General features: G+C 52.6%; 26 protein-coding genes. 6 read left to right on the forward strand and 20 right to left on the reverse strand.

The genetic code is table 11. The features are described from left to right. Positions 1-49: 49 nt before the first annotated feature. On the reverse strand, positions 50-742 hold the full coding sequence (locus ACQKPA_RS30285) for a response regulator (protein WP_427496082.1): 693 nt from the start codon (positions 740-742) through the stop codon (positions 50-52). Further along, a complete protein-coding gene (locus ACQKPA_RS30290) occupies positions 720-2,330 on the reverse strand; it encodes an ATP-binding protein (RefSeq protein WP_427496083.1) in 1,611 nt (536 codons plus the stop codon). Before ACQKPA_RS30290 ends, ACQKPA_RS30285 begins: the two co-directional genes overlap by 23 nt. A gap of 257 nt (positions 2,331-2,587) precedes the next feature. Between ACQKPA_RS30290 and ACQKPA_RS30295 the strand changes: the two genes are divergently transcribed. The 4 genes from ACQKPA_RS30295 to ACQKPA_RS30310 all read left to right on the forward strand — a co-directional run bounded on the left by ACQKPA_RS30295 (position 2,588) and on the right by ACQKPA_RS30310 (position 7,116). Continuing rightward, positions 2,588-3,595, forward strand: coding sequence for a Bug family tripartite tricarboxylate transporter substrate binding protein (locus ACQKPA_RS30295; RefSeq protein ID WP_427496084.1), 1,008 nt, complete (start codon positions 2,588-2,590; stop codon positions 3,593-3,595). 63 nt (positions 3,596-3,658) lie between these two features. Continuing rightward, on the forward strand, positions 3,659-4,114 hold the full coding sequence (locus tag ACQKPA_RS30300; RefSeq protein WP_194540378.1) for a tripartite tricarboxylate transporter TctB family protein: 456 nt from the start codon (positions 3,659-3,661) through the stop codon (positions 4,112-4,114). Positions 4,115-4,132: 18 nt separating this feature from the next. Next, complete coding sequence (locus ACQKPA_RS30305; RefSeq protein ID WP_427496085.1) at positions 4,133-5,659, forward strand: tripartite tricarboxylate transporter permease; 1,527 nt, start codon at positions 4,133-4,135, stop codon at positions 5,657-5,659. A 35-nt stretch (positions 5,660-5,694) separates the two neighbouring features. Next, positions 5,695-7,116, forward strand: coding sequence for an NAD-dependent malic enzyme (locus ACQKPA_RS30310; protein WP_427496086.1), 1,422 nt, complete (start codon positions 5,695-5,697; stop codon positions 7,114-7,116). Positions 7,117-7,249: 133 nt separating this feature from the next. Here ACQKPA_RS30310 and ACQKPA_RS30315 read toward each other — a convergent pair whose 3' ends face one another. From ACQKPA_RS30315 to ACQKPA_RS30335, 5 genes are all read right to left on the reverse strand, one after another. Next, positions 7,250-7,801: a GNAT family N-acetyltransferase gene (locus tag ACQKPA_RS30315; RefSeq protein ID WP_427496109.1), complete on the reverse strand. Its 552-nt coding sequence runs from the start codon at positions 7,799-7,801 to the stop codon at positions 7,250-7,252. A gap of 46 nt (positions 7,802-7,847) precedes the next feature. Further along, the gene (locus tag ACQKPA_RS30320; protein WP_427496087.1) at positions 7,848-8,342 is read right to left on the reverse strand and encodes an N-acetyltransferase family protein; all 495 of its coding nucleotides are present in this window, start codon (positions 8,340-8,342) and stop codon (positions 7,848-7,850) included. 19 nt (positions 8,343-8,361) lie between these two features. After that, the gene (locus tag ACQKPA_RS30325) at positions 8,362-9,138 is read right to left on the reverse strand and encodes an aminoglycoside 3'-phosphotransferase (protein ID WP_427496088.1); all 777 of its coding nucleotides are present in this window, start codon (positions 9,136-9,138) and stop codon (positions 8,362-8,364) included. Positions 9,139-9,304: 166 nt separating this feature from the next. Beyond that, complete coding sequence (locus tag ACQKPA_RS30330; RefSeq protein WP_427496089.1) at positions 9,305-9,643, reverse strand: DUF2642 domain-containing protein; 339 nt, start codon at positions 9,641-9,643, stop codon at positions 9,305-9,307. Between the two features lie 251 nt (positions 9,644-9,894). Continuing rightward, a complete protein-coding gene (locus ACQKPA_RS30335; RefSeq protein WP_427496090.1) occupies positions 9,895-10,713 on the reverse strand; it encodes a helix-turn-helix domain-containing protein in 819 nt (272 codons plus the stop codon). Positions 10,714-10,900: 187 nt separating this feature from the next. On the opposite strand from ACQKPA_RS30335, the gene ACQKPA_RS30340 reads away from it, so the two are divergent. Both ACQKPA_RS30340 and ACQKPA_RS30345 read left to right on the forward strand, forming a co-directional pair. After that, a complete protein-coding gene (locus tag ACQKPA_RS30340) occupies positions 10,901-11,353 on the forward strand; it encodes a GNAT family N-acetyltransferase (protein WP_427496091.1) in 453 nt (150 codons plus the stop codon). 84 nt (positions 11,354-11,437) lie between these two features. Then, positions 11,438-11,920, forward strand: coding sequence for a spore coat protein (locus ACQKPA_RS30345; protein ID WP_427496110.1), 483 nt, complete (start codon positions 11,438-11,440; stop codon positions 11,918-11,920). A gap of 127 nt (positions 11,921-12,047) precedes the next feature. On the opposite strand, the gene trxB is transcribed toward ACQKPA_RS30345, so the two are convergent. The 13 genes from trxB to ACQKPA_RS30410 all read right to left on the reverse strand — a co-directional run bounded on the left by trxB (position 12,048) and on the right by ACQKPA_RS30410 (position 25,432). After that, on the reverse strand, positions 12,048-13,001 hold the full coding sequence (gene trxB, locus ACQKPA_RS30350; protein WP_076326141.1) for a thioredoxin-disulfide reductase: 954 nt from the start codon (positions 12,999-13,001) through the stop codon (positions 12,048-12,050). A 111-nt stretch (positions 13,002-13,112) separates the two neighbouring features. Further along, positions 13,113-14,849, reverse strand: coding sequence for a tetratricopeptide repeat protein (locus ACQKPA_RS30355; protein ID WP_427496092.1), 1,737 nt, complete (start codon positions 14,847-14,849; stop codon positions 13,113-13,115). Between the two features lie 89 nt (positions 14,850-14,938). Beyond that, positions 14,939-15,889 (reverse strand): ribose-phosphate diphosphokinase, encoded by a 951-nt coding sequence (locus ACQKPA_RS30360; RefSeq protein WP_071219453.1) that lies wholly within the window; start codon positions 15,887-15,889, stop codon positions 14,939-14,941. Between the two features lie 173 nt (positions 15,890-16,062). Continuing rightward, complete coding sequence (hisJ, locus tag ACQKPA_RS30365) at positions 16,063-16,902, reverse strand: histidinol-phosphatase HisJ (RefSeq protein WP_427496093.1); 840 nt, start codon at positions 16,900-16,902, stop codon at positions 16,063-16,065. Positions 16,903-16,913: 11 nt separating this feature from the next. Continuing rightward, the gene (hisIE, locus tag ACQKPA_RS30370) at positions 16,914-17,615 is read right to left on the reverse strand and encodes a bifunctional phosphoribosyl-AMP cyclohydrolase/phosphoribosyl-ATP diphosphatase HisIE (RefSeq protein ID WP_427496094.1); all 702 of its coding nucleotides are present in this window, start codon (positions 17,613-17,615) and stop codon (positions 16,914-16,916) included. Beyond that, positions 17,612-18,370, reverse strand: a complete 759-nt coding sequence (gene hisF / locus ACQKPA_RS30375; protein WP_427496095.1) for an imidazole glycerol phosphate synthase subunit HisF — start codon at positions 18,368-18,370, stop codon at positions 17,612-17,614. Before hisF ends, hisIE begins: the two co-directional genes overlap by 4 nt. Positions 18,371-18,438: 68 nt before the next feature. Continuing rightward, a complete protein-coding gene (hisA, locus tag ACQKPA_RS30380; RefSeq protein ID WP_427496096.1) occupies positions 18,439-19,170 on the reverse strand; it encodes a 1-(5-phosphoribosyl)-5-[(5-phosphoribosylamino)methylideneamino]imidazole-4-carboxamide isomerase in 732 nt (243 codons plus the stop codon). A 54-nt stretch (positions 19,171-19,224) separates the two neighbouring features. Continuing rightward, positions 19,225-19,833: an imidazole glycerol phosphate synthase subunit HisH gene (hisH, locus tag ACQKPA_RS30385; RefSeq protein ID WP_427496097.1), complete on the reverse strand. Its 609-nt coding sequence runs from the start codon at positions 19,831-19,833 to the stop codon at positions 19,225-19,227. A gap of 3 nt (positions 19,834-19,836) precedes the next feature. Beyond that, complete coding sequence (hisB, locus tag ACQKPA_RS30390; protein ID WP_009595657.1) at positions 19,837-20,442, reverse strand: imidazoleglycerol-phosphate dehydratase HisB; 606 nt, start codon at positions 20,440-20,442, stop codon at positions 19,837-19,839. Between the two features lie 53 nt (positions 20,443-20,495). Next, complete coding sequence (gene hisD / locus ACQKPA_RS30395; RefSeq protein WP_427496098.1) at positions 20,496-21,785, reverse strand: histidinol dehydrogenase; 1,290 nt, start codon at positions 21,783-21,785, stop codon at positions 20,496-20,498. Between the two features lie 125 nt (positions 21,786-21,910). After that, entirely contained in the window at positions 21,911-22,558 is a 648-nt protein-coding gene (gene hisG / locus ACQKPA_RS30400; RefSeq protein WP_071219446.1) for an ATP phosphoribosyltransferase, read from the reverse strand. Between the two features lie 53 nt (positions 22,559-22,611). Further along, positions 22,612-23,805: an ATP phosphoribosyltransferase regulatory subunit gene (locus ACQKPA_RS30405; protein ID WP_427496099.1), complete on the reverse strand. Its 1,194-nt coding sequence runs from the start codon at positions 23,803-23,805 to the stop codon at positions 22,612-22,614. Between the two features lie 400 nt (positions 23,806-24,205). Continuing rightward, positions 24,206-25,432, reverse strand: coding sequence for an acyltransferase (locus ACQKPA_RS30410; protein ID WP_427496100.1), 1,227 nt, complete (start codon positions 25,430-25,432; stop codon positions 24,206-24,208). Positions 25,433-25,463 lie beyond the last annotated feature (31 nt).

The raw sequence follows: 25,463 nt of genomic DNA on the forward strand, positions 1-25,463 counted from the left end.
GATATACAGAGCAAGTTTAGGCAAAAAAACCAGACTCGCATCCGGTTATTTAACCGTCCGCTTTCCGGTATACTCGTTCCGGCCTGCCTACCGTGCCATAGGAAATATCCGCCACGAGGACGCCCTTCTCCATGAAGTACTCCAGATATCTTCTCGCTGTCGTTCGGCTGAAGCCTCCACGCTTGCCCAATTCCTCCGCGGTCCACACGTCCCCGGACTCCTCGATGTAGGACAGGATTTTCTCGCTCGTCAGTTTATCGATGCCTTTTGGAAAATACGCTTCCCTGTCCATCCGTTCACCGGCACGCCATAACAGCTGGTCGATGCCCTGTTGATCGATCTGCTTGTTCGCGCCGCCGAGCTGCTTCATCTGCTCGTAATATTTCCGATAGGCTTTCAGCTTCTCCTGGAAACGGTCAAAGACCACCGGCTTGATCATAAAATCGTACACTCCGCCGCGAATCGCCTCTCGCACCGTATCGAATTCCTTAGCTGCCGTTATAATAATAACATCGGTATTCGGATATCCCCGTTGAATATGCTGCAGCAGGTCCAATCCCGACATATCGGGAAAATACAAATCCAGCAGCACCAGATCAGGTGCCAGAATATCCAGCTGCTCATGCGCCTGGGCCCAATCCGTTGCAATGCCGACGACCTCGAAGCCCTCTACCTTCTCAACGAACCGTTGATTAATGCTGGCAATACGCACATCATCCTCAATGATTGCTACCCGAATCATGAACATCTCCCCTTGTTTTTGGTATCTTGACCGTGAACACGGCCCCGCCTTCAGGTACGTTGCGGAAAGCAATGGTACCCTGCAGTTGTTGTATGGTCCCATTGACGATCGATAGGCCAAAACCTCGATTGCGCTCCCCCTTGGTGGAGTAACCCAGCTCAAACAGTCGATCCGTTCCAGCCTCGGCAATACCGGTCCCGCTGTCGGATACTTCGATCATTAATTCATTGGCCTGATCGTGTAACTCTATCCTTACCCATCTGTTCTCCGATTTAGATCCCATTGCCGCCTCCATGGCGTTGTCGATCAAATTACCGATAATAGTAACCAGCTGGTTTCGGCTAATATGACCGGGAATGTCTTTAAAGGAACTGCTCCGGTCGATCTCAACCTTCACCTTCAACTCGCTTCCGCGATTAAACTTTCCAATAAGAATGCCTCCGATGATGGGATCGGGAATCTCCTGCAGCAGGAATTGAATCAGGTTCTGGTGCACATCGGTCTCATGCGTAATCAGATCCATCGCCTCCTGGTACGATTCCAGCTGAATCAGGCCGTATATCGTATACAGCTTGTTGGAATACTCGTGCGTCTGCGCGCGCAGCGCTTCCGTATATCTCTTCACCTGCGTGAGCTCTTCGGTCAAGTGCAGCAGCTCGGATTTGTTTCGAAAGCTAGAGACCGCCCCTACAATCCGATGCTCATGATCATAGATAGGCAGCCGGTTTACCACAACCGCATGATCGTTAATAACCATCTCTTGATCTTTTTCTGCTACCCCGGTCTGCATCACCTCCAGCAGCCTGGTGCCCGGGATAACGTCCTGAATATACTGCCCGGCGATCACCCTACGCTCCTCCGGATCGATCAGCATCATGGCTGTATGGTTGGCCAAGGTTACGATGCCCTCCCGATTGACAGCGATAATGCCTTCATGAATCGTTTCCAGAATCGCCCGTTTCTCTTGATATAATAAGCCGATTTCCTTGGGCTCCAGTCCGTGAATGGATCGCTTGACGCTGGACGATATCCATATAGCGCCGCCACATCCCAGGATTAACGCAATTCCTGCAAAGAACAGGACGCGATTGCGATACGATTGTGCCGATATCTCGATATCCTTCATTAAAATGCCGACCGATACGATACCGATGATTTCATTCTTATCATTGTAGATCGGCGTCTTCCCCCGGAGCGAGGGTCCCATGGAGCCAATCGCCTTCGATATGATGCTCATGCCCTTTAGTACCGGGCCGTTGTCGCCACCGACCATTTCTTTGCCGATCCGGTCGGCGAGCGGGTGCGCATAACGGATCCCTTCTCGGTTACCGATGACGATATACTCCGCGTCCGTCTCCAGCCGAATTTCCTCCACCACAGGCTGAATGATGGCAGACGGGTTCTCTTCCTCGAACGCGTCCTGAATAACGTCCATTTCCGCCACGGCCTTCGCCAGCTTTAATGCCGAAGCGCCGATGCTCTTCTCCAGCGTTGTGACGAGCAGCCGCTCAAAACTGAAGGTCAAGGCGACAATGACGGAAAACAAAAGGGTGCCTATAAGTAGAATCAATCTCGTCTGTAAACGCATTCATATTCCTCCATAAGGATTGTTGCCATAAACGCGGCTCTGATTTCCCTATTGTATTCTAGATCACACCTGTAACAATAGTCTCTGAAAAAATTCGGCCGTGAATTTTATGAACAAAATTAGCGAAATGAAGCTTTTTCAACTTATGTCGCAATTCTATTCAAGCCAGATTCTCGATGATAGTATAGAGAAACCCCAGAAAGTAAGCGCTTACAGAAATTACGAGCATTGGTTACCCATAAAGGAGGAACTTATTCATGCTAAAACGAACCAGCTTCAAAATCATAGCTTCTGCACTTGTCCTGGCGATGAGCCTGACAGCCTGCAGTACTTCCGGAAGCAGCACCGGCGATTATCCGAAAAAACCATTTATCGTGACCGCGCCTTCAGGCGCCGGCGGTGGATGGGACAAAACGGCCCGTTCCCTCACCAAAGTATTAACGGAAACGAAGCTTATCGAACAGACCATGACCGTTGAGAATAAACCAGGCGGCGGCGGGACCGTATTTCTCGCGGAATACGTGGCAAAAGACAACGAAGATCCCTACAAGCTGTTTGTCAGCTCTCCGCCCATTCTCATTAACAACCTGAAAAAAGAAGGGAACAGTCCGTTTGGCTACAAGGACGTGACACCGCTCGCCCAAATGACTAAAGACTTCGGAGCGATTGCCGTACCGGCAAACTCCAAATTCACCGATCTGCAATCGCTAATCGACGCGATCAAAGCCGATCCCACTTCAGTCACGCTAGCTGGTGGCTCCGCTCCGGGCTCGATGGACCACTTGATCGGCATTCTGCCTGCATTCAAATCCGGCGTGGATCCGAGAACCGTGAAATACTTATCCTATGATGGCGGCGGCGAAGCCATCGCGGCCCTCCTCGGCAACAATGCCGACGCGATCGGCACGGACATCTCTTCGCTCGGCAGTTACTTAAAAGCCGGCAAGATCAAAATCCTGGCCGTTACTTCAAGTGAACGCCTGGGCGGAGACTTCGCGGATGTACCGACCCTGAAGGAGCTCGGTCTGGATGCCGATTTTACGATCTGGCGCGGCGTATTCGGTCCGAAGGGGCTTACGGAAGAACAGCTGGCCTTCTGGGATAAAACGCTGAAGGACCTCTCCGAGAACGAAGCATGGCAGAAAGAGCTGGTTGCCAACGATTGGGCAAGCGAATACCGAAACGCTGCTGACTTCAAGGCATTCCTTGAAGAACAGGAGCGAGATGTGCAGGAGCTGCTCACAGCGCTGGGTATGCAGAAGTAAGCATTGGGGTTGAGGGAGCGGTGCGTTCCCCTCTCCCGTTTCATCCTTGAGGAGGTGTCCACCTTGAACAGAACGTTTGACCGCTACGCCAGCATCGTATTTCTTCTCCTTGGCATCGGCTTTATGTGGCAGAGCGCCAAGATCAGCTCATCCGCGTACGGAAGCACCGTTGGCCCTAACATATTCCCGTTCGGCCTTGGGCTAGCGCTTGTGCTGCTGAGCATTCGTTTGTTTTATGAAGCCCTGAAAGCCAAGCCGACGGAGAACCGTACAGAGAAACTGGACTACAAACGGTTCTTCATGATTTTTGCAGCAGCCTTTCTCTATGCCTATTTCCTGGAATTCATCGGATATATCATCGGTACCTTCCTGTTCCTCCTGTTTGCGTTTCAGACGCTGGAACGAGGCAAGTGGCTGAAATCCATTCTAATCTCCGCGCTGTTCTCCGGCGGCGTGTACGTCATCTTTGTCGTCTTGCTGGAAGGCTCCATGCCGGGCTTCCCGTCTTGGCTATCATGAGCATGGGAGGAATCTACTATGAACGTTCTGGATTATCTGGCGGACGGCTTTATGACCGCCTTGCAGTGGCATAACCTGCTCTTCGCCTTTTTAGGCGTGCTGATCGGCACTTCGGTCGGTGTGCTTCCCGGCATCGGTCCGATGAGCGGCGTCGCGCTTCTGATCCCCGTCACCGCCTCCATGACTAGCGGCTTACCGGCGGAAGCGGCAGCAACCAGCTCAATCATTCTGCTGGCAGGCGTTTATTACGGAGCCATGTATGGCGGATCTACAACTTCGATTCTGCTGAACACGCCCGGAGAGTCCTCTTCTGTCGTTACGACGCTGGACGGCTACCAGATGGCGAAGCAAGGCAGGGCAGGGCCCGCCTTGTCCATCGCTGCGATCGGCTCGTTCGCAGCCGGGCTCTTCGCGCTTGTGGCATTGATCGCACTGGCGGAGCCTTTATCCAATGTAGCGATTAAATTCGGCCCGGCTGATTATTTCTCGCTCATGCTGCTGGGACTCTGTGCAGTAAGCGGGCTTGCAGGCAAATCGATCACCAAAGCTCTCATTATGACCGTATTCGGTCTACTGCTCGCTACCATCGGCATGGATACCGTATCCGGCGTCGCCCGATTCACCTTCGATATCCCCATCCTGTACTCCGGACTGGAATTTCTAACGATTGCCGTCGGTTTGTTTGCCCTTGGCGAAGTGTTTAAATCCATTTTGGAGAGAGACTACGCAGCAGGTCCAACTTCCAAGATCGGCCGCATCCTGCCGACACGCCAAGATCTGAAGGATAGCGCGGGACCGATTGCCCGAGGCTCGATCCTCGGCTTCTTTATCGGTATTCTGCCGGGCGCCGGCGCAACGCTTGCTTCCTTTTTCAGTTATATCGTTGAGAAAAAGGTCAGCAAGCATCCGGAATCCTTCGGCAAAGGCAACATCGCTGGCGTTGCTGCACCCGAGTCGGCCAACAATGCGGCATCCGGAGGCGCCATGATTCCTCTGCTGACACTGGGTATTCCCGGTTCCGGGACAACTGCCATCCTGATGGGGGCGCTCATCATGTACAACATCCAGCCAGGCCCGCTGCTGTTCGAGGAGCACCCTCAAGTTGCATGGGGACTGATCGCCAGCATGCTCATCGGCAACCTGCTTCTGCTCGTGCTGAACATGCCGCTGGTCAAGGTTTTCGCCAAGGTCATCCAGACACCGGCCAAATATCTCATACCAATCATCATTGCCATCTCCATCTTCGGCGTTTACGCCGTTCAAGCACAGATCTTTGACCTGGTCCTGCTGCTCATCTGCGGCATTGTCGGCTTCCTGCTGGCCCGCAATGACTTTCCGCTCGCGCCGCTGGTGCTCGGACTCGTGCTGGGTCCCATGATCGAGAACAATATGCTCCGCGCGCTGACCACATCCAACGGCGACTTTATGATCTTCCTGCAGAAGCCGATGTCGCTGGCATTCCTCATCATCGCCTTGCTCTGGATTGTCGTTCCGATTCTACTCAAGCGAAGAGGCAAGGAAGTTGTCGTGAACGAAGAAGGCTAACCATCATACGTATATCGTAGGCCAAGGAGGCAGTCATGAATACCAGCAAATTAGGCGGCAAAAGTGTCATCGCAAGAATCGAAATGCATATGGAAGAAGCCAACTTCGGCCAAGTCGCGGCCGCCATCTTCGAGGCAGGCGGCGACATCGTCGCCATTGACGTAATTCAGACGAGCAAGCATGCCACGATTCGAGACGTCACCATCACCGTGATCGACACCGTCGACATCGACATTATTGCCGAGCGCATTCGCAGCATGTCCGGCGTTCAGCTGCTGCATCTATCCGATCGCACCTTCCTGCTGCATCTTGGAGGAAAGATTGAAACCAAGCTGAAAGCACCGATCCAGAACCGCGACGACCTCTCCCGCGTGTATACGCCGGATGTTGCTCGCGTATGCATGGCGATCCACGAAGAACCGCGTAAAGCCTTTACGCTCACCGTCAAGCGTAACACCGTGGCTGTCATCTCCGACGGCAGCGCCGTCTTGGGACTTGGCAATATCGGCCCCTACGCGGCCATGCCGGTGATGGAAGGCAAGTCGATGCTCTTCAAGCAGCTGGCAGACGTGGACTCCTTCCCGATCTGCCTGGATACGCAGGATACCGAGGGCATCATTACGGCGATCAAAGCGATCGCTCCCGCGTTTGGCGGTATCAATCTGGAGGATATCTCCTCGCCGCGATGCTTTGAGATTGAGCAGCGCCTGCGCGAGGAATTGGACATCCCGGTGTTCCATGACGACCAGCACGGAACCGCCGTCGTCCTGTATGCAGCCTTGATCAATGCGCTGAAGGTCGTCGGTAAATCCGTAGAGAATCTGAAGGTTGTTGTCTGCGGCATTGGCGCCGCCGGCGTTGCCTGCAGCAAAATACTTATGTCGGCGGGCGTGAAGAACATCATCGGCGTCGATCACCCCGGTGCGCTTACGGTCGATCAGACGTATGAGCATCCGATGTGGCAATGGTACGCCAGCCATACCAACCCCGAACGGCGTTCCGGATCACTCCAAGACGTCATCCAAGGCGCCGACGTATTCATCGGCTTGTCTGCCGGCGGAATCCTGAAGAGAAAGGATGTTCAGACGATGGCAGAGCGTCCGATCGTCTTCGCGATGGCCAATCCGATCCCGGAGATTCTGCCGGAGGAGGCGGAGGATATCGCGGGCGTCATCGCAACAGGCCGCTCGGATTACCCGAACCAGATCAACAACGTGTTATGCTTTCCGGGGATATTCCGCGGCGCCCTGGACTGCAGAGCCTCCACCATCAACGAGGAGATGAAACTCGCCGCGGCCGAAGCGATCGCATCGGCGGTCACGGACAAGGAACGGAGCCGGCATTACATCATCCCGAGCGTATTCAACCAGCAAGTCGTCAGCGGCATCCGGGACCTTGTCATCCAGGCAGCCATCCGAACCGGGGTAGCACGCCGTATTCCAAGGGAATATCGCTAACGGTTACTAAGGATATGAGTACTTAAACAAAAAGAGCAAAAGAGTACGGTATCCCCTAGGACCGTACTCTTTTGCTTCTTACCTACACTGGAAACTCAGCCGCTTCGGCCCATCCCTTCAATGCCCAATCTATTTAATTTCGCTCCGCCCGATACTCCATAATCCAGCAGTCCCGCATTTCTCCCTCATGCTGTTCATGCTTCTCCAGCAGCCTGATCTTCCGGAAGCCGCACTTCTCATAACAGGCAATCGCCCGTTCATTCCAAGCCTGCGGGTCCATTACGATCCGGTCGGCCTGCCGCTGAGACACGAGATACTCCACCATGGAAGTCATGAGCTTCGTACCGATGCCTCGATTCCAATAATCCGGCTCCCCGATGAATTGATCCGTGGCGAATGTTCTCCCGCCCGAATCACTCCCGTCATACCCATACTCACCTAACGTCTCTTCATCCAGAAGATAGAACTGGATATACCCGATCGGCTTCCCCTCATACTCAATGATGCAGCGAGTCTCATCATCATCCACGTAAAAATGCTCCCGCACCCTCTCCACGTCGTGAGGATTGTCCCGTCCCTCATAATACTGCAGCACATCCGGATTGGACAGCCAAGAAGCTAAGGATATTTCATCCTTCTCCTCCAGCTCGCGAACCGTAATCGGTCCAGCCTCGTACACCAGCATCGTGATCCCCCCATCTTCCCTTATTAGATCATCCAATTCCCGTGTTTCAGATGACATCCGCAACCATCGTGATAGAGGTTCCGCTCATGCCGACCTCCCGGAATCCGAACCGCTCATATAATTTCATAGCTGCCGTATTTTCCGGAGCGACGCTTAACGATACCTTTTGAATACCCCGCTCCTTCATTCCTCTGAACAATTCCTTCATCAGGGCCGTTCCGAGCCCTTGCCCGCGGGATTCCGGCAGCAGCGCCATACCCAGCTCCGGGACGTCATCGCTCACATAACCGAACCCTTTGTTCCCTTCCTCAAAATAACGGATCGTAATCGAACCAGCCGGCTTGCCTGCGGCATTCACGGCAATGTAGCCTAAGTCCCCCGCTCGCCCCCAGTCCTCCACATATTTTTTCATGAACGGCTCTTCAAGTATGTCTCGGCTAAAAGGCTCCTCTCCCTCGGGCACATACAGGGACTCATACAGCATTTCCCGCAAAAAGGCTTCATCCTCCCGTCCAGCAACTCGAATATGATATGAATTCATGTGCATCTTCCTTTCTACCCTAGATACTATCCGTCAATGCGGTCCATAACGCCAATCTCTCCGGATCAAAATCGTTCCGGCCGTAATGGTCGAGAAAAATATCCTTGTAGTCATCGCTCCCCAGGTTATATCGCAGCGTCCATATTCCCCAATAGAGGTCGTAATGAAGGTCCCCGATCCCTCCATTGCCCAGATCGATAAAACCTTCAAGCTGGAAATCTCTCATAATCAAATTGGGCAGACAATAATCCCCGTGGAGCAGCACATCATGGTCAGCCGTTCCCTGCAGCTTCTCAAGGCATAATAGAGCCTGTTCTCTTCCGCCCGGAAACCCTTCGATATCTCCCGTTTTGTTCATGAAACTTTCCCGATACTCCTGGACAAGTTCAGCCGTTCGATTCGGAAAGGGACAATCGGCAGCCGATACAGAATGGAGATAACGCAAACTGTCCCCGAATACGGCAGCTAGCCTCTTCGGATCCTCCAGATGGCCCCCGGACACCCCATCATGCCCTTGCAGGGCGACGGTCAGCAGGTAATCGTTCTCGCCATGCTGCTCATAAGCCAGCACCTTGGGAGCCAGACCTTTTCCGTGCAAATATTCCGACATCAACCCTTCTCTCTTGAGCTCATCCCGTTTCGTTATCTTCAAAAACATCGGTTGGTTCGCTCCCTCGATGTACAGGGTTTTGGCCTGTTCCGAGGAGCTGCTGTCATAGACGGCAGCAGTCTGGATATATGGCTGCAAGCTGGCAGGCAGCGTCTTGATGTCGAATGGAATGCGTACTTTTTTCATCGTTCCTCCACACCGGCCCCAATCGGTCGGCCTCAGTTCAATAGAATAAAGACGTCCCCATCGGAACGCCTTCGGATCTGTACTGTATGAATTGGCGATTTGCGGGCCTAATCCTTCCTTCCAGCCGGTAATTTTTCGTTTAAACTATTTTTGCTCCCCTGTTTATTCAGAACGGAACTCCCTCGAAGTACACCACCTCAGCCAGACGAATGTGCAGCGCTTTATTATCCCCTACCGTCAATTGAAGATGGTCCACCGCAACGCCGGATAAGATCCCATCGACTTTCCCCGCGGTAGTCATAATGACCACCTTGGCTCCTTTATGCCGGAGAAGATGTTCAATAAATACCGGTTCAACCAGCGCTGTGTAGTGGGCTGGCTGCGGAATTGCCGGGGTACGCGGTGCGTAATTCGGCGGTATAGGTTGGGGCGGGGGATAGGCATAGTAACCCGGTGCATAACCCGCAGGCGGCGCTGGATAACCGAAATTGTTATGGTTGTTCATGAAAGACCTCCCATGCCAATATTAATCCTACACCCTTATGTATGTCCGGGAAGGAGCCGCTATGTTAACGATCCTCATATTTATACGAAAAAGTAAGAAAAACGTCTATCGACGTACCTTCACAGATGACAGACCGCAGTTAGAAGAAGTTTTTCTTGCGATATCAGGAAGTCACAAGCCTCGAAGTTTATACTTTCTGATATCTTAAGGAAACCGCCCAATGGGCGGTTGTGATGATGCTTGATGCTCCATCACGCCTTCTGTGCAATCAACTTACTCATCGCATGACGGTGCGGTATACCCGACGAATTGCAATCAAAAATCACCTCCGGGCAGCTGCGAATCAACCAATCGTGATAATGCATCATAAGCTCCCCTGACCTCCAGTCGTAAGCGTACGGCTCATCCTCGGGAGGAGGCGCAATGAACGGCTTTTGTACGAATACATTAAGGCAATGAAGTCCCTCTGCCGACGTGAAATTTTTATAATTAGCAAAGATCTCTTCACGATATTCGGGTCTGATATAATGCAGCACGCCGCTGGAATACAGCACGTCAAACGCCGAGTCCAGACGGTAATCCGAAATATCCGCCTTAAATACGTTCACGTGAACCCCGATATGATCGGCCAAACGCTTCGTTTTCTCAATCCCCGCATCCGAAATGTCGAAGGCTGTGACATCATAGCCGTTACGGGCAAAAAACACGGCATCCTTCCCTTCCCCGCACCCGATATCCAGCAGCTTCACCCTTCTTGTGGGAGGGATCAGTTCAAGCACCTGATAACAGGCCGCGTTCGGCTCCGTACCCCAATAGTACTCCGGTGTTTTGTACTCCTCTTCATATATGCTGATCGGCTTACCCGTCGCAGAATAACCAAACAACTTATCGATGCTGACATCAAGCAGCTGTGACAGCTCCGGAAGCAGGGAAATATCGGGCATGGTCTGTCCCGTTTCCCATTTGGACACCGCCTGGAATGTAACGCCAAGCTTGTGCGCCAATCCCTCCTGGGTGAGCCCCCGTTCTTTGCGGTAACGATGAATATTTTTGGCTAACATGTCTCTCATATGTATCACGCTCCTATATAACCACATTGTAGGGGCGTTGCGTAAGGCATACAATAACCTGGTTATTGAATCCCGAGAGAATTCAACCGCCAGTTGAAATCATCCAAATCCAGGAATTCGGTGTCCAGGCATGTTACAATAAACCTGTTTTTATAATCACTATAGATGATAATAAGGGAGAACGCTCATGAACATTAGAAAGCTGAATACTCATGAAAAAACCCCAATGGACCTGCTGCTGCTTGCAGATCCATCGATAAGGCTCGTAGAGGACTATGTAAAGCGCGGTCATTGTTATGTTGCTGAAGAGGACTCGCATCCCATCGGGGTCTACGTCCTGCTGCCCACGAGGCCCGATACGATCGAGCTGGTTAACGTTGCCGTAAGCGAGAATCTGCATGGCCAGGGATATGGCAAACAACTCGTGAGCCATGCCGTCGGGCAGGCCCGAGAGCTCGGATATGCAACGATTGAAGTCGGAACAGGGAGTACCGGCGTGGCACAGCTGGCACTGTATCAGAAATGCGGATTTCGGATGACAGGCATCGATCGGGACTTTTTTGTCCGTCATTATGATGAAGAAATCTACGAGAACGGCATGCTGCTGCGCGATATGGTGCGGTTGTCGCAAGATTTGTAAGTTTCGGGGCTGGGCAGATGCACCATTCCTCCATCCGGTGAATAGGCTATCGCATATTGATTATGGAGGAGAATCTACTTGAGCATGAGTCAAAACCCGAGGCATCTCGCTTGGCATGAAACGCTGGAGATTCATGAATTAACCGCATTTCAGGCAAATAACCTGATGGGGTTCAAAATGTCATTGCATGATATCAAGGACCCTCAGCTCCATGGACTGTACACCGAGGCAATCCAAGGAGTAGAACAAAACTTGAGAGAGCTTTTACCTTACTATGCTGAAGCGCCGACAGGAACCCGCAGTCTTTCCGGTGCCGATTTGACGGCGTATTACGCAGGCCATCTGCTGGGCTTTGCCAAGACCTCTGTCCGCAGCTACGCCATTGCCATTACCGAAGCCGCAACGCCTAGCGTAAGAGAAACCCTGCAGAAGCAGTTGAACAAAGCCATTGAGCTGCACGGGAAGGTCTTCTATTTTATGTATGCGCGCGGTCTGTATCCGTCTTACAATTTGAAGCAGCTGCTGGAGAATGACGTGAAGAATGCCAACAAGGCATTAAGCCTGTAACCTCAGCAAAAAAAGCCCCGGGCTACACAAGACAGGTTATGTACGAGATGTTAGTCTCGTCAAAACCGTCAGCTGTATAGCTCAGAGGCTTTTTCTATTTCACGTATCATCCACTAAAAGTCAGGGATTATTTATTCAGCGTCTCGCTCCAGTCATGCACCATGTGACCCTCGAGATACTTCTCGCAGTCCATAGCGGCCATACAGCCTGTGCCTGCGGCCGTAATCGCTTGGCGATAACGTGTATCCTGAACGTCACCACAGGCAAATACACCCGGGATGTTCGTCTCCGTCGTACCCGGTTTTACCAGGATGTAGCCGGTCGGATCGGTTGTAATCTGATTGCCAAGGAAGCCCGTGTTCGGTGTATGGCCGATAGCCACGAACACGCCTTCTGCTTCAATCAGTTCATCTTCTCCGGTCTCGTTGTTGCGGACCTTTAGCCCCTTAACACCGGTTTCGCTGGTAACCACCTCAACCGGCGTACGGTCCAGAGCCCACTGGATCTTCTCGTTCTCACGCGCGCGATCCTGCATGATCTTGGATGCACGCAGCTCGGTACGGCGGTTCACTACCGTTACGCTGGAAGCGAAACGCGTCAAGAAGCTGGCTTCCTCCATCGCGGAGTCGCCGCCGCCGATGACAATGATCTTTTTCCCGCGGAAGAAGAATCCGTCGCATGTGGCGCATGTGCTTACGCCCCGTCCAACGTTCTCCTGCTCTCCCGGAATTCCGAGATACTTCGCGGAAGCTCCTGTCGAGATAATAACGGACTCAGCCAGAAGCTCGCCCATGCCCTCGACATTCACCTTGAACGGACGCTCGGAGAAATCAACGGACTCGACCCAGGCACTCTTGAACTCCGCACCGAAGCGCTCCGCTTGTTGACGCATATTATCCATCAGCTCGGGACCCATGATTCCTTGCGGAAATCCGGGGAAGTTCTCAACCTCTGTCGTTGTGGTAAGCTGACCGCCCGGCTGCATTCCTTCGATAACGAGCGGCTTCAAGTTCGCGCGCGCCAAGTAGATGGCTGCCGTCAATCCGGCAGGTCCTGTTCCGATTACGATTGATTTGTACATAGATACGGCCTCCTTTAAGGTGTCGATTTCTGTTACGTGCTACATCCTATTCAGGACTTATGGAATCTTCATGTACCAAGGTCTCCTAAGTATCCGAATATGGGTTCTTACTTAAATGTTTTCCGTAAATGGCCGGAAATTATCATCCGGCTGTGCTTTCGTTTCACATACGCTATCCATTTGACGTGCGTAACGGCTCACCGTTGAAGGCGAAATGCCGTAACGGACAGCTACCTGTTCATAGGTCAGGGTTCGTCCACGCTTCTTGGCCGTCAAATATTCCAGTGCCGCTGCCCAGCCCTCCACATTCCGAATGTTCGGAATATCAGGGTACAGCCGGCTCAGGAACTCGGACCAGAGATTCTCCATCTCTTTTTTCCAAAAAGCGTCTACCCGCATGTCCATGGTCTGCTCTGCCCTCTCCAGCACCGCCTTCCAGGAAGGCAGCCAATCCGGCAGCACCTCGCGGGTCTTGCTGCTGGATATATCGCGATCGTCGCGGCGTTCTTTCAGCCGATTGCTTGCGGCCTCCATCTGCTGGAGCACCAGGCGGGCGGCATCCTTCAGCTCCGCATCCTCTCCCGGTTCCTGCAGGAACGATTGCAGCGCGTGCTGTACCTCTTCATCGGCAATCAATTCCAGCGTCCGGATCACCTGCAGCTTGGTATGGGGATCGCCATGACGGAGCGCCCAGAAGAACGAAGAACGAATCAGCGGATTCTGCTTCGCTTCCTCCGTCAATTTGTCGCCGTCATGCTCCCATCGTTTGAACTGCTCTTCGAACGGAAGATGATAGTGATAACTCACCTTCATCTGGTCCGTACCGGTCTCTTTACGCTTCTGCAGCTGTGCCAGATAGAAATCCGGAATCACCGAATCTCCATCCAGCTTCAATGCTTGCCGCCAATATTTCTCGGCCCTGTCATAATAACCGCTATTGCATGCAGCAACGGCCGTATAATGATACAGGCTAGGATCTCCGCTAAACTCCTCATCCTTCAACAACCGGCGAAAATGACCGTAGGCAATTTCGTGCTGCCCCAGTATTCCCATCGTTGTCGCCAGCTTAAACACATGCTCCTGATGGAAAGGAACCGTCACCGTTAGCATGTCCATCAATCGGTCACGCTGCTCCTGATTTCCTTCATGCTGAAAGAAGATAGCCAGATTGCATAGACCGTGCAGATTGCCCGGCTCCTGATCCAGCACCTCGCCAATGGTGCGCTTCGCGGTATCAAAGCGTCCCATATAATAATAGGCTAGAGCCAGATTGTTGCGCGCGGCCAGAAAATCCGGATTATCCTTGACGATTTCCTCCAACAGCTTGACCGCTTGTGCGAATTTCCCTTCCTCCAGCAGTGCCCGCGCATGCTCATGCTCGACCACGCCTTCACGACTCTTGATCCGGTTCAGCTTGGCTGGACGATTCAGCTCGTAATGAAGCAGCTCCATCATCTCCTCAGCCTCATCCAAAAATTGACCGCTCGGGTCTTCCTCCAGATAGGTAACAAGCGCTTCTTCCGCTTTCTCGAACTGTTCCATATTGGCGTAGTTGTTCGCCATATAGAAGTAGCACTCCGTCATCAACGGGTCAACCTGCTCCAGAACGTGAGCCAGCACATCGTTGGAAGCTTTATAATCTCCCGTCTCTGATAATATACCCGCCATATTGCAATGATTCACCGGATTATCCGGTTCATATTCAACAGCTTTGCGAAAATATTTCAGAGCCTTGTCATATTGGAAACGATCAAGCGAACGAACCGCGCGATCGAAGAAGAAATTGGCATTCATCTCGATAGATATAACATTGTGGGGGTCACTGGACCCATATGGATGACCATTCACGAAAAGCAAGGCACCTCCTTTAACTTGCTCCTCTATCCACAACAGTATAACACAAGTTTCAACGTCATTTGCAGAAAAAAGACACCAGTTTACACACCGGCGTCTTTGAATAAAGTGGCGATCGATCCGCCCTCGATAATAATATGGGTTGCCTGGGCCAACATGGGCGCTACGGACAGCACCTTAAGCCTCATTTTGCAGTGATGATCCGGGAGCACAATGGAGTCTGTGACCACGATTTCCTCGATATGTGCATGGTCGAGACGGTCAAGTGCTTCACCGGAGAAAAGGCCATGGGTTGCGCACACAATGGCATCATTGGCTCCCCGTTCCTTTAAGCTTTCCACCACTTGCACGATGGTAGTTCCCGTATCAATCAAGTCTTCGATAATAATCGGCGTGCGACCCGCCACGTCCCCAATGACATGGGTAATAACCGCTTCGTTATGGGCGGGACGCTGCTTGACCATCATGGCAAACGGCGACCCGAGGCGGCTCGAAAGCTTCTCGGCCGTCTTCGCCCGTCCGGCATCGGGAGAAACGATAACCGGATTCTCGATATTCTTGGACTTCAGGTACTCCGTAATCAAATCCAGCGCAGTCAGATGATCCACCGGTATATTGAAGAAGCCCTGAATGGCTGGCGCATGCAGATCGATGGTTATCACGCGGTTGGCACCGGCTGTAGTCAGCACGTCGGCTACCATTTTGGCCGATATCGGTTCACGCGGCGCTGACTTTCGTTCCTGTCTGGCATAACCGTAATAAGGCACAATGATATTGATCGTTCTGGCGGAAGCGCGCTTCGCGGCATCAATCATCACCAGCAGCTCTACGAACATTTCATTGATAGGGTGAGAAAAGGACTGCAGCAGGAAAACATCGCAATTGCGGATGCTCTCTTCAAAGTGCACATAAACTTCGCCACTCTGAAAGCGGGAAATCTTGATCTTTCCCAGTTCAACTCCCAACTGCTGACTGATATTTGCGGCAAGCGTCGGATTTGAAGTGCCGGCGAACAATCGTAATGAACGATACATGAGGACCTCCTGACGAGAGTGGTTGATAATGTCGGCTGATGCAGCGATCTCGTTGAAAGCGCTATCGTCAAATCAGGCCGTTCCCGCCTCCGTCAACCTCTTCGAAGAAGGGTCTCTGGGAGTAGAAAACAGCCGTCTGCAATAAACCTGTTTGCAATTAGTGCTTTTCTTTATTATACATGGTTTCCCTCAACATTCAAAAGCACCATCTCCCGCTTCCGGTTACGGAAGGTCGCAATCTCCCGAACTCCAAGCTCCGATAGCAGTGCCCGTGCCTGATCCAGATGCTCGCCCAGCTTCATCGGCTGGTGGGCATCCGACCCTAAAGTCAACGGAATGCCAAGCTTCATCGCTTCCTCCAGCATGCGGCGGCTTGGAAACATTTCCTCACAGGCCTTCGATAAGCCGGAGGCGTTCAGCTCCATGGCTTTTCCGCTTTGGGCCACGGCCGCAAGGGCTCCTTGTTCCAGAGCGATCACTTCCGGCTTCTGCTCGGGGCCTGGCCCATAACCGAACCGCTTGATCACGTCCAGATGACCCATGATATCATAGAATCCGGTCGCGGCGGCTTTCTGGACCGCATCATAATATCGTCTATAAACCTCAAGGGGATCCTTGCCCTCCCAGCCTTGGGTCTGACGGTAATCCGTAATATCCCATTCACCAAGAAAATGAACGGAGCCAATGACATAATCCCATGGATAGTCATTCACAATCCGCTCAATCTGTTCTTCATAACCCTCGATATAATCGCCTTCGAGACCGATCCGAATGTCAATCTGCCCTTTGTAGCGTTCCTTCAGCTGCAGGCACTCTTCCACATAACGCGGCAGCTCGTCCATCGGCATGGCCATTTCCGGATAATACGTTTCCGGGTTGACGTGAATCAAGGGCATATGATCCGACAAGCCCAATTGGTCCATCCCGAGTTCAATGGCGCGCCGTACATACTCCTCCAGCTGCCCCTCGGCATGTCCGCACCGGGCATGGTGGGTATGGTAATCAATATGCATCGGTAAGCCTCCTAATCGCGGCGCGGCCGTTCATGGCGGCGGCTTAGCTCATCCATGATCTCATCCAGCGGGAGCTTCCGCTCCTGGAGAAGTACCAGCAGGTGGTAGATGAGATCACTGATTTCTAGCTTAAGCTCGGCGTTGTCTTTATTTTTGGCGGCGATGATCGTTTCCGAAGCTTCTTCGCCCACCTTCTTCAGGATTTTGTCTACCCCTTTATCAAAAAGGTAAGTCGTATAGGCTCCTTCAGGCCGCTCTACTTCACGCTGGGCAATGACCTCTTCCAGCTCGGCAAGAACCGCAAACCGCCCGCTCTCTGCAGCTGCACGGCTGTTCACAGGCTCGCTCTTCTGCCCCTGAACCGTAATCTCATTGTAAAAGCAGGTCGTTTGTCCGGTATGACAAGCCGGTCCCTTCGGATCCACCTGCAGCAAGAGGGTGTCTCCATCACAGTCGTACGTCATGGATACTACCGTCTGGACGTTTCCGGAAGTTGCTCCCTTATGCCACAACTCCTTGCGCGAGCGGCTCCAGAACCAAGTTTCGCCGCTTTCCAGCGTCAATCGAAGAGACTCCCGATTCATATAAGCCATCATCAGCACCTGCTTGCTCTGTGCATCCTGTACAATCGCCGGCACCAGGCCCGAGGTATCCCAACGGATATGCTCGCTGACCTGCTCCAGGGATAAATCCTTCAACATATCATCGCTCACCGTATATCCACTCCTTTTTGACTAAGCTGCAACTTCAGATGAGGAATCGAGATCTCTTTATAATGAAAAATCGTTGCGGCAAGACCCGCATCCGCCTTGCCCTTGGTGAACACGTCATAGAAGTGATCCTCTTTGCCGGCGCCGCCGGATGCGATGACCGGGATCTGCACCGTCGAAGATACGGCAGAGGTAAGCGACAGATCGAACCCATCCTTCGTTCCATCCGCATCCATGCTGGTCAACAAAATCTCGCCCGCACCCAGGCTTTCCGCCTGCTTCACCCAATTCAGCGCTTTGATGCCGGAAGGCGTACGTCCGCCGTGCGTGTACACTTCCCATTCTCCCCACGCTTCGTTGTACTTGGCATCGATGGCCACAACGATGCATTGGGAGCCGAATTTGCGTGCCCCGGCCGAGATGAGCTCCGGCTGCTTGACCGCTGCCGTATTGATCCCGATCTTATCCGCGCCCGCCCGCAGAATCCGCTTCATATCCTCGACGGACGAGATGCCTCCACCCACGGTAAAAGGGATGGCAATTTCCCCTGCCGTTCTCCGCACGACTTCCTCCATCGTCGCCCGGCCTTCGACCGATGCCGAAATATCCAGAAAGACTAGCTCGTCTGCGCCTTCCCGGTCATAAAGTGCCGCCAGTTCCACGGGATCGCCCGCATCGCGGAGATTCACAAAATTTACGCCCTTCACCACCCGACCGTCCTTGACGTCCAGGCAAGGTATGATTCGTTTTGCCAGCATGCCTTTCCCCTCTCCCCCTATGAACTCCGTCGATCAATCGCTTATTTGAAAGAACCCTTGGTCGGGCCTCACTTGATTCGAGTAATGGCCTCGTTCAGATCAATATTGCCTGTATACAGTGCCTTGCCTACAATTGCTCCGCCTACACCGTCACCGCTGTGCGCGCTGAGTGCCAGCAAATCATCCAGCTTCGTCACGCCGCCCGAAGCGATGACCGAGCGGCCGCTGGCTTTGGCAAGCGAGACAATCCCCTCCACGTTAGGCCCCTGCATCATCCCGTCACGGGAAATATCGGTAAATATGAAGGTCTCCGCTCCTTTGGCTACCAGCTCCTTAGCCAACACCTCGGCTTGAACCTCCGACGTTTCCAGCCAGCCTCTAGTTGCCACGTATCCGTTACGCGCATCGATCCCGATGGCCACCTTATCCCCGTACTTGCCCAGCACCTCTTCCGTAAAGACACGGTCTTCAATCGCCGCCGTACCGATGATCACCCGGCTGACGCCAAGCGACAGCAGCCGCTCCACATCCGCCAGCGTGCGCAGGCCTCCGCCTACCTGAACCGGAACCTGGACGCTGGCTGCGATCTTCCCGATGATATCGTCATTCACCGGGTGGCCTGCCTTCGCTCCGTCCAAATCCACGAGATGAATAAAGGTGCCGCCCTGCTCTTCCCACGATTTGGCTACCTCCAGCGGATTATCATTGTATACCGTTTCTTGATTATAATCGCCTTGCACGAGTCTGACGCATTTGCCTCCACGAATATCGATGGCCGGATATATGATAAAAGAGGACATCCCCATTCCCACTTTCCTTCTGGTCTATTTGATCGCCTTACGTTACGTTTAAGCCTACGTTAAAGCTAAAAAATTGCGAAGCAGGCTCATTCCAAGCTCCCCGCTCTTCTCGGGATGGAACTGCATGCCGTACACCGAACCGCGGCCCACGATGGCCGTCACTGGCTGACCGTAATCGGTAACCGCCAGCAAATCAGCCTGAACCTCAGGAAGAACATGATACGAGTGGACAAAATACACATGACCTTCCTCAAGCCCCGCAAACAGCGGATGCTCCCGCTTCTCGAACTGCAACGAATTCCAGCCCATATGCGGCACCTTGTAGTCACCACCCGCAAACCGTACAACCGATCCGGGCAAAATATCCAGCCCTTCAAACTTGCCATGCTCCTCGCTTCGGCTGAACAGGAGCTGCATACCGAGGCAAATTCCCAGCAGCGGCTTCCCCGATTCCGCAGCTTCCTTCATGACCGAGTCCAGCGAGGTTTCGCGCAGCTGCTCCATGGCATCGCCGAACGCACCGACTCCGGGCAGAATGATGCCATCCGCCGCCAGAATTCCCTCTCGCTCCCCCGTGACGAGCGGCTCATACCCAAGCCGCTCCACTGCTTTGCTCACGCTGTGCAAATTGCCCATGCCATAATCCACGATTGCAATCGCCATCGATTAGAGCACTCCCTTCGTGGATGGCACGCCGGTCACGCGTGGATCCACGGTAGTCGCCTCATCCAATGCACGGCCGAGCGCTTTAAATACCGCTTCAATCATATGGTGGGTATTGTGTCCGTAATGAACGATGACATGCAGCGTGATCCGGGCTTCCAGCGCCAACTTCCACAGAAATTCATGAACAAGCTCGGTATGGAAAGAGCCTACCTGCTGCGAAGGATATTCCGCTCGGTACTCAAAATGCGGGCGGTTGCTGATATCCACAATGACTTGAGCAAGCGCCTCATCCATCGGTACAAACACGCTGGCATATCGCTTAATACCTTTTTTATCACCCAGCGCCTCGCGGAACGTCTGCCCCAGGCAAATTCCGATATCCTCCACCGTGTGGTGGTCATCGATCTCGATATCGCCTTTCGCCTTGACGCGAAGATCGAACTGGCCATGCTTCGTAAACAAATCAAGCATGTGATTCAGAAACGGCACATCGGTCTCCAATTCCGAGATCCCGGTTCCATCGACATTGAAATCCAGGGCAATATCGGTTTCATTGGTTTTGCGGCTCACGCCGGCTGATCTTGCTGCTGCATCCAAACTGCTCACGTTGACTGCCTCCTCTATACGTATCTAATATAACGAATCATCGATGCTCCTCTTTATTGATTAAGCTCCTGCTCCAGTCGAATCTCGATCGCCCGGGCATGACCTTCAAGCCCTTCGCGCCGGGCCAGCTCCATAATCTGCTCGCCGTCGCGCAGCAGCGCTTCCTTGCTATAGTAGATCAAGCTCGATTTCTTTATGAAATCGTCCAGATCCACCGGCGACGCAAACCGTGCCGTCCCATTCGTCGGGATGATATGATTCGGTCCTGCAAAATAATCGCCTACCGGCTCCGAGCTGTATGGCCCCAGGAAGATTGCACCTGCGTTCTCGATCTGGCCCACAATCGCCATCGGCTCCTCCGTCACGATCTCCAGATGCTCCGGCGCTAAACGGTTAATAATTTCGATCCCTTCTCTAAGGGATTCTGTTATAATCACCGCGCCGTAAGTGTCAACGGAAGCTCGGGCAATGTCGCGCCGCGGCAGCAGCTCAAGCTGCCGCTCCACTTCAGTGGCAACGGCCTCGCCCAGCTTGCGCGAAGGCGTCACGAGAATGGCGGATGCCATCTCGTCATGCTCTGCTTGGGAGAGCAAATCCGCCGCAATATACGAAGCATCCGCGCTGTCATCGGCCAATACCGCAATCTCGCTCGGACCGGCCAGGCTGTCAATATTAACCGCCCCGTACACTTCTCTCTTAGCTAGCGCAACGTAAATATTGCCGGGACCACAGATCTTGTCGACGGGGAAAATGGTCTCCGTACCGTAGGCCAACGCTGCAATCGCTTGAGCTCCTCCTACGCGGTAGATCTCCGTGACGCCCGCCTCGGCTGCAGCGACCAGGATATAGGGATTAATCCCATCTTTCCCGCCGGTAGCCGGGGGGGTGACCATGACAATCTCGGGCACGCCTGCCACTTGCGCCGGGATCACGTTCATCAGCACGGATGAAGGATAGGCTGCCTTTCCCCCGGGCACATATACACCCACGCGTTTCAACGGACGAATGATCTGCCCCAAGATGCTGCCGTCGGCTTGAAGATCCATCCAGGAATTCCGCTTCTGCTTCACATGAAAAGCGCGTATGTTTTCCGCTGCAGCCTGAATTGCCTTCACGAACGAGGGCTCCACATGATCATAAGCCGCTTTGAGCTCTTCTTCTGTAACTCGAAGCTGATCTGCGGTCAGACGGATACGGTCCAATTGCTCGGTATGCCGCAGCAAGGCAGCATCTCCTTCAGACCGAATATCCCGCACAATCGCCTTCACGACTTCATTCTGCTCTGGTGTGCCGTAATCATTTTCCCGTTTTAGCTGAAAGTCCCGTGCTGATACAACCTTCACCTTAATCTCCCCCAATCCTGCTGCTTGCATCACATCTTGTTTCAATACACGCTCAGCGTTTCTTACGAATCGACAATCTATATGTCCGATCGATCCATGCTCATCTTTGCTTATATCTGCGTTTCTTAGCGCTGTATATTCGCTCCCTCAGACATAATGACCGTTTGCAGCCGATCGCACAATGCCTGAATTTCATCATTCTTCATTCGATAGCTGACACGATTGGCAATCAGGCGACTTGTAATTTCAAAGATGCTGGTCATCTCTATAAGTCCGTTCTCCTTGAGCGTTTGGCCGGTTTCCACCATATCCACGATCCGGTCCGCCAAACCGATAAGCGGTGCAAGCTCGATCGAACCGTTCAGCTTAACCACCTCAACCTGCTGGCCTTGTTCACGGAAATACTGTGATGCCACGTTCGGATATTTGGTGGCAACCCGCTGACGTATGCCCGGCTTCCAGTCCGGCAAGCCGATCACCGACATCCGGCACCTTGCGATGCCGAGATCTAGCAGCTCATAAACGTCTTTGTTCTCTTCCATCAGCACATCCTTGCCAACGATTCCGATATCCGCGACACCGTATTCCACATAAGTCGGCACATCCACAGGCTTCGCCAGAATAAATTCCATTCCTGCCTCCGGCAAAGGAATGACCAGCTTGCGCGTTTCATCCACATCGAGGGGAATCGGAAGTCCGGCTGAACGGAACAGCGCGGATGCTTTTTTATAAATACGCCCTTTGGGCATCGCTACTTTCAACGTTTCCGCCACGTTCAAATCCTCCTGACCTTAACCTATATAAAATAGAGTGATATATCAGCGTTCTATTGAAGGGTAATGATCTCCCGATAGCCTCTGTTAAGCAGGCTGCCGGATACAACGGGTACACCCGCATCGCGGACATTCGCCGAGTCTGGCATGATCGAGGTGATGACGGTATGGCCTTGTGCCCGCAATTCTGATGCTTTTGCCAATCCCTCTTTGCGATAGGAGGCCGTGTACCGGATCAGAATGGGCAGCTCCTCCGCAATCTCTTCCCCTTGCACTCCATCCAGAATGCGATTGGTCTTGAGTGCAAAGCCTGTTGCCGGAACCGCACGGCCAAACTGCTGCAGAAGCTTGTCGTAACGACCACCGCTTGCGACGGGCGAGCCCAGTTCGGCAGCATATCCCTCGAACGTCATTCCCGTGTAATAGGAGAAGTCGCCGAGCATCGTCAGATCAAACAGAACATGCCTGGAGACGCCGTATGCCTCCAGCACCTCCCATACTCTGCACAGATGCTCAATAGAAGCTCTTGCGAGATCATTGCTGCTAATTTCAAGCGCTTGCCCGGCAATCTCCCGGCCCCCGCGCAGCTTCAGGATTCCCTCCAGCTGGTCCTGCTGTGTCCCCGTAAGGCGCAGACTGGCAATGGTATTTCGGTATCCGACATAGTCGCGGTTCAGCAGATCCTGCTTTAGGCTCTCTTGATCCTCCGTCCGCTCAGGCAGCACTTCCTGGAGCAGGCCATTAAGGTAACCCATATGCCCCATCGCGATTTTGAATTTCTCCACGCCTGCCGCCTTCAGGGATTCGATGGCCAGTGCAATCACTTCGGCATCGGCCTCCGGCGTATCGTCGCCTACAAGCTCTACACCCGTCTGGAAGAATTCGGCCTCCCGACCCGCCTCTTCTTCGATTGCGCGAAATACATTCGCATGATAAGACAAACGCACCGGTAACGGCTCATCCTTCAGCAGCGACGACATGACCCTTGCTATGGGGGCGGTCAGATCGGACCGCAGCACCATTGTCGTTCCGCGCTTATTCAATAATTTAAACAGTTTTTGGTCCGACGTAGAGCTTGCCACGCCGACCGTATCGTAATATTCCATCGTTGGTGTCATAATCTGCCGGTATCCCCAGCGGTCCATACATGCCAGCACTTCACGTTCAATCCGGCGCAGCTTGGTGACCGCATGAGGGAGATAATCACGAACACCTGCCGGTTTCTCGAAGCCTTTCGGTTTAGACATGACGCTCCACCTCAAATTCAGAAAAGTCTTTAATATGGTAAAGTGGTACCTTGCTAATAAATTAAAGGATATTGGCTATATTACCATGAACTCTGCCCGATCGTCAATGCATCATAGACGCTTCTTGCTATGTATCGTTCTCTGTTGTTCTTCACCTTAGCCGCCAAAGAATTCGCTTAACTTCTGGGTATAATTGTAACACAAGAACAAGCTGGCGTGGCTTGCTTGTCTGTGGGTTGAACCTCTCCCATCTTCGAGCGGCATAAATACAAAATAGCTGGTACTGTATTATTAGGCCACTTCGTAATCTCTGGCTGACCTAATAATACGAAAGCCGCCCGATTGCCGGACGGCTTTGCTTCATCATGTTTGGTAAGAATAAAGAATATGCCTGCTATGATTATAGATCAACTGATTTCTTGCTGTCGCCTCCAACAGTGTCTTTTCTCTGCGATGGCGCTTTTGGCGCTTTGGATGATGGCTTCAATGATCGTGGAACGCTGCCAAGCAGCACCCAAGAGCCTGGAATCCACCGGAACACGGTTTGTACGACCAGCGCACTAACAATCAGGGCAGTTACCATGCCGCCATAAATCCAGATGAGATAATCATCGGTTACCGGATTCAGCTTGAGATCGTACTCCCGATACAGGAACAGCCAGAGGGGATGCACCAGATAGATCGCGAAGGACAACTCGCCAATCCGCGTCAGCACCTTCACGATCAGTCTCCAACCGCTGTTATACAGCCAGCTGGCCAGCTGCATCAGCACAATGGCGGAGAAAACCGTGTGCAGATTCCATAACAGCTCGTACAACAGGGAGTCGTATTGGGCACCGTGCAATCTCTGATTGTACCAAATCTGCACGTGCGTCAGCGCCATCGCGAGCCAGCCCGCCCATAACACGACTGTACCTGCTCTTTGACCTGACGTCTGCTTTTTCCAAGATGACGTAAGCCAGCCCTTGAATTTGTCGTAATTCATCGCCAGATAAGCACCCAGCATATAGTAGGCTAAATACGAGATGGCCAAGCTTCCTTTAAACGTGTAGTGCAGCTCGTATTTATTCCATATGATAAAGCCCCATTGCAGCAGGAACCCGATGGGAACCGCCCACCGTACGAGAAACCGGGACGATTTGAACAGCTTAAGGAAAATTGGGAACAGGATATAGAACTGTAAACTGATAAATACAAAATATAAGTGCGTATAGTTCTGCCCCCGAATTAAACGTTCAAAGAAAATCGGCATCTGCGCCCATAGATCAAATGAGCTGTTGAGCAACCCGTTCTGATACATCCGCACAAAGAAATAGATGATCGAGAACAACACATAAGGCAGCAGAATGTACAAGAGCCGCCGTTTGTAGAAGTTTTTGATCAGATCCTTAGTCAGCGGCCGGTCCGCATAGTTATAGAACAGGACAAAGCTGCTTAGGAATATAAACGAGGGTGTACCGTATTTAAAAAATATATTCAAAAAATTAATAATATAATAGAATCGCGAATCAATCGCATCGACCGTTGCAAATGAAGTCGCATGAACGTGAAGCACGCCCAGGATGGCCAGAGCACGATAAATATCGAGCTGCGGCAGCCTTTCCTTTTTGTTCAGCGTTGCACTCATGTCAGGCGTCGCCTCCTTGTTTTCAAGTATT

Origin of the sequence: Paenibacillus sp. NPDC093718 (genome assembly GCF_050279985.1) — a bacterium.
Lineage (GTDB): Bacteria > Bacillota > Bacilli > Paenibacillales > Paenibacillaceae > Paenibacillus_AQ.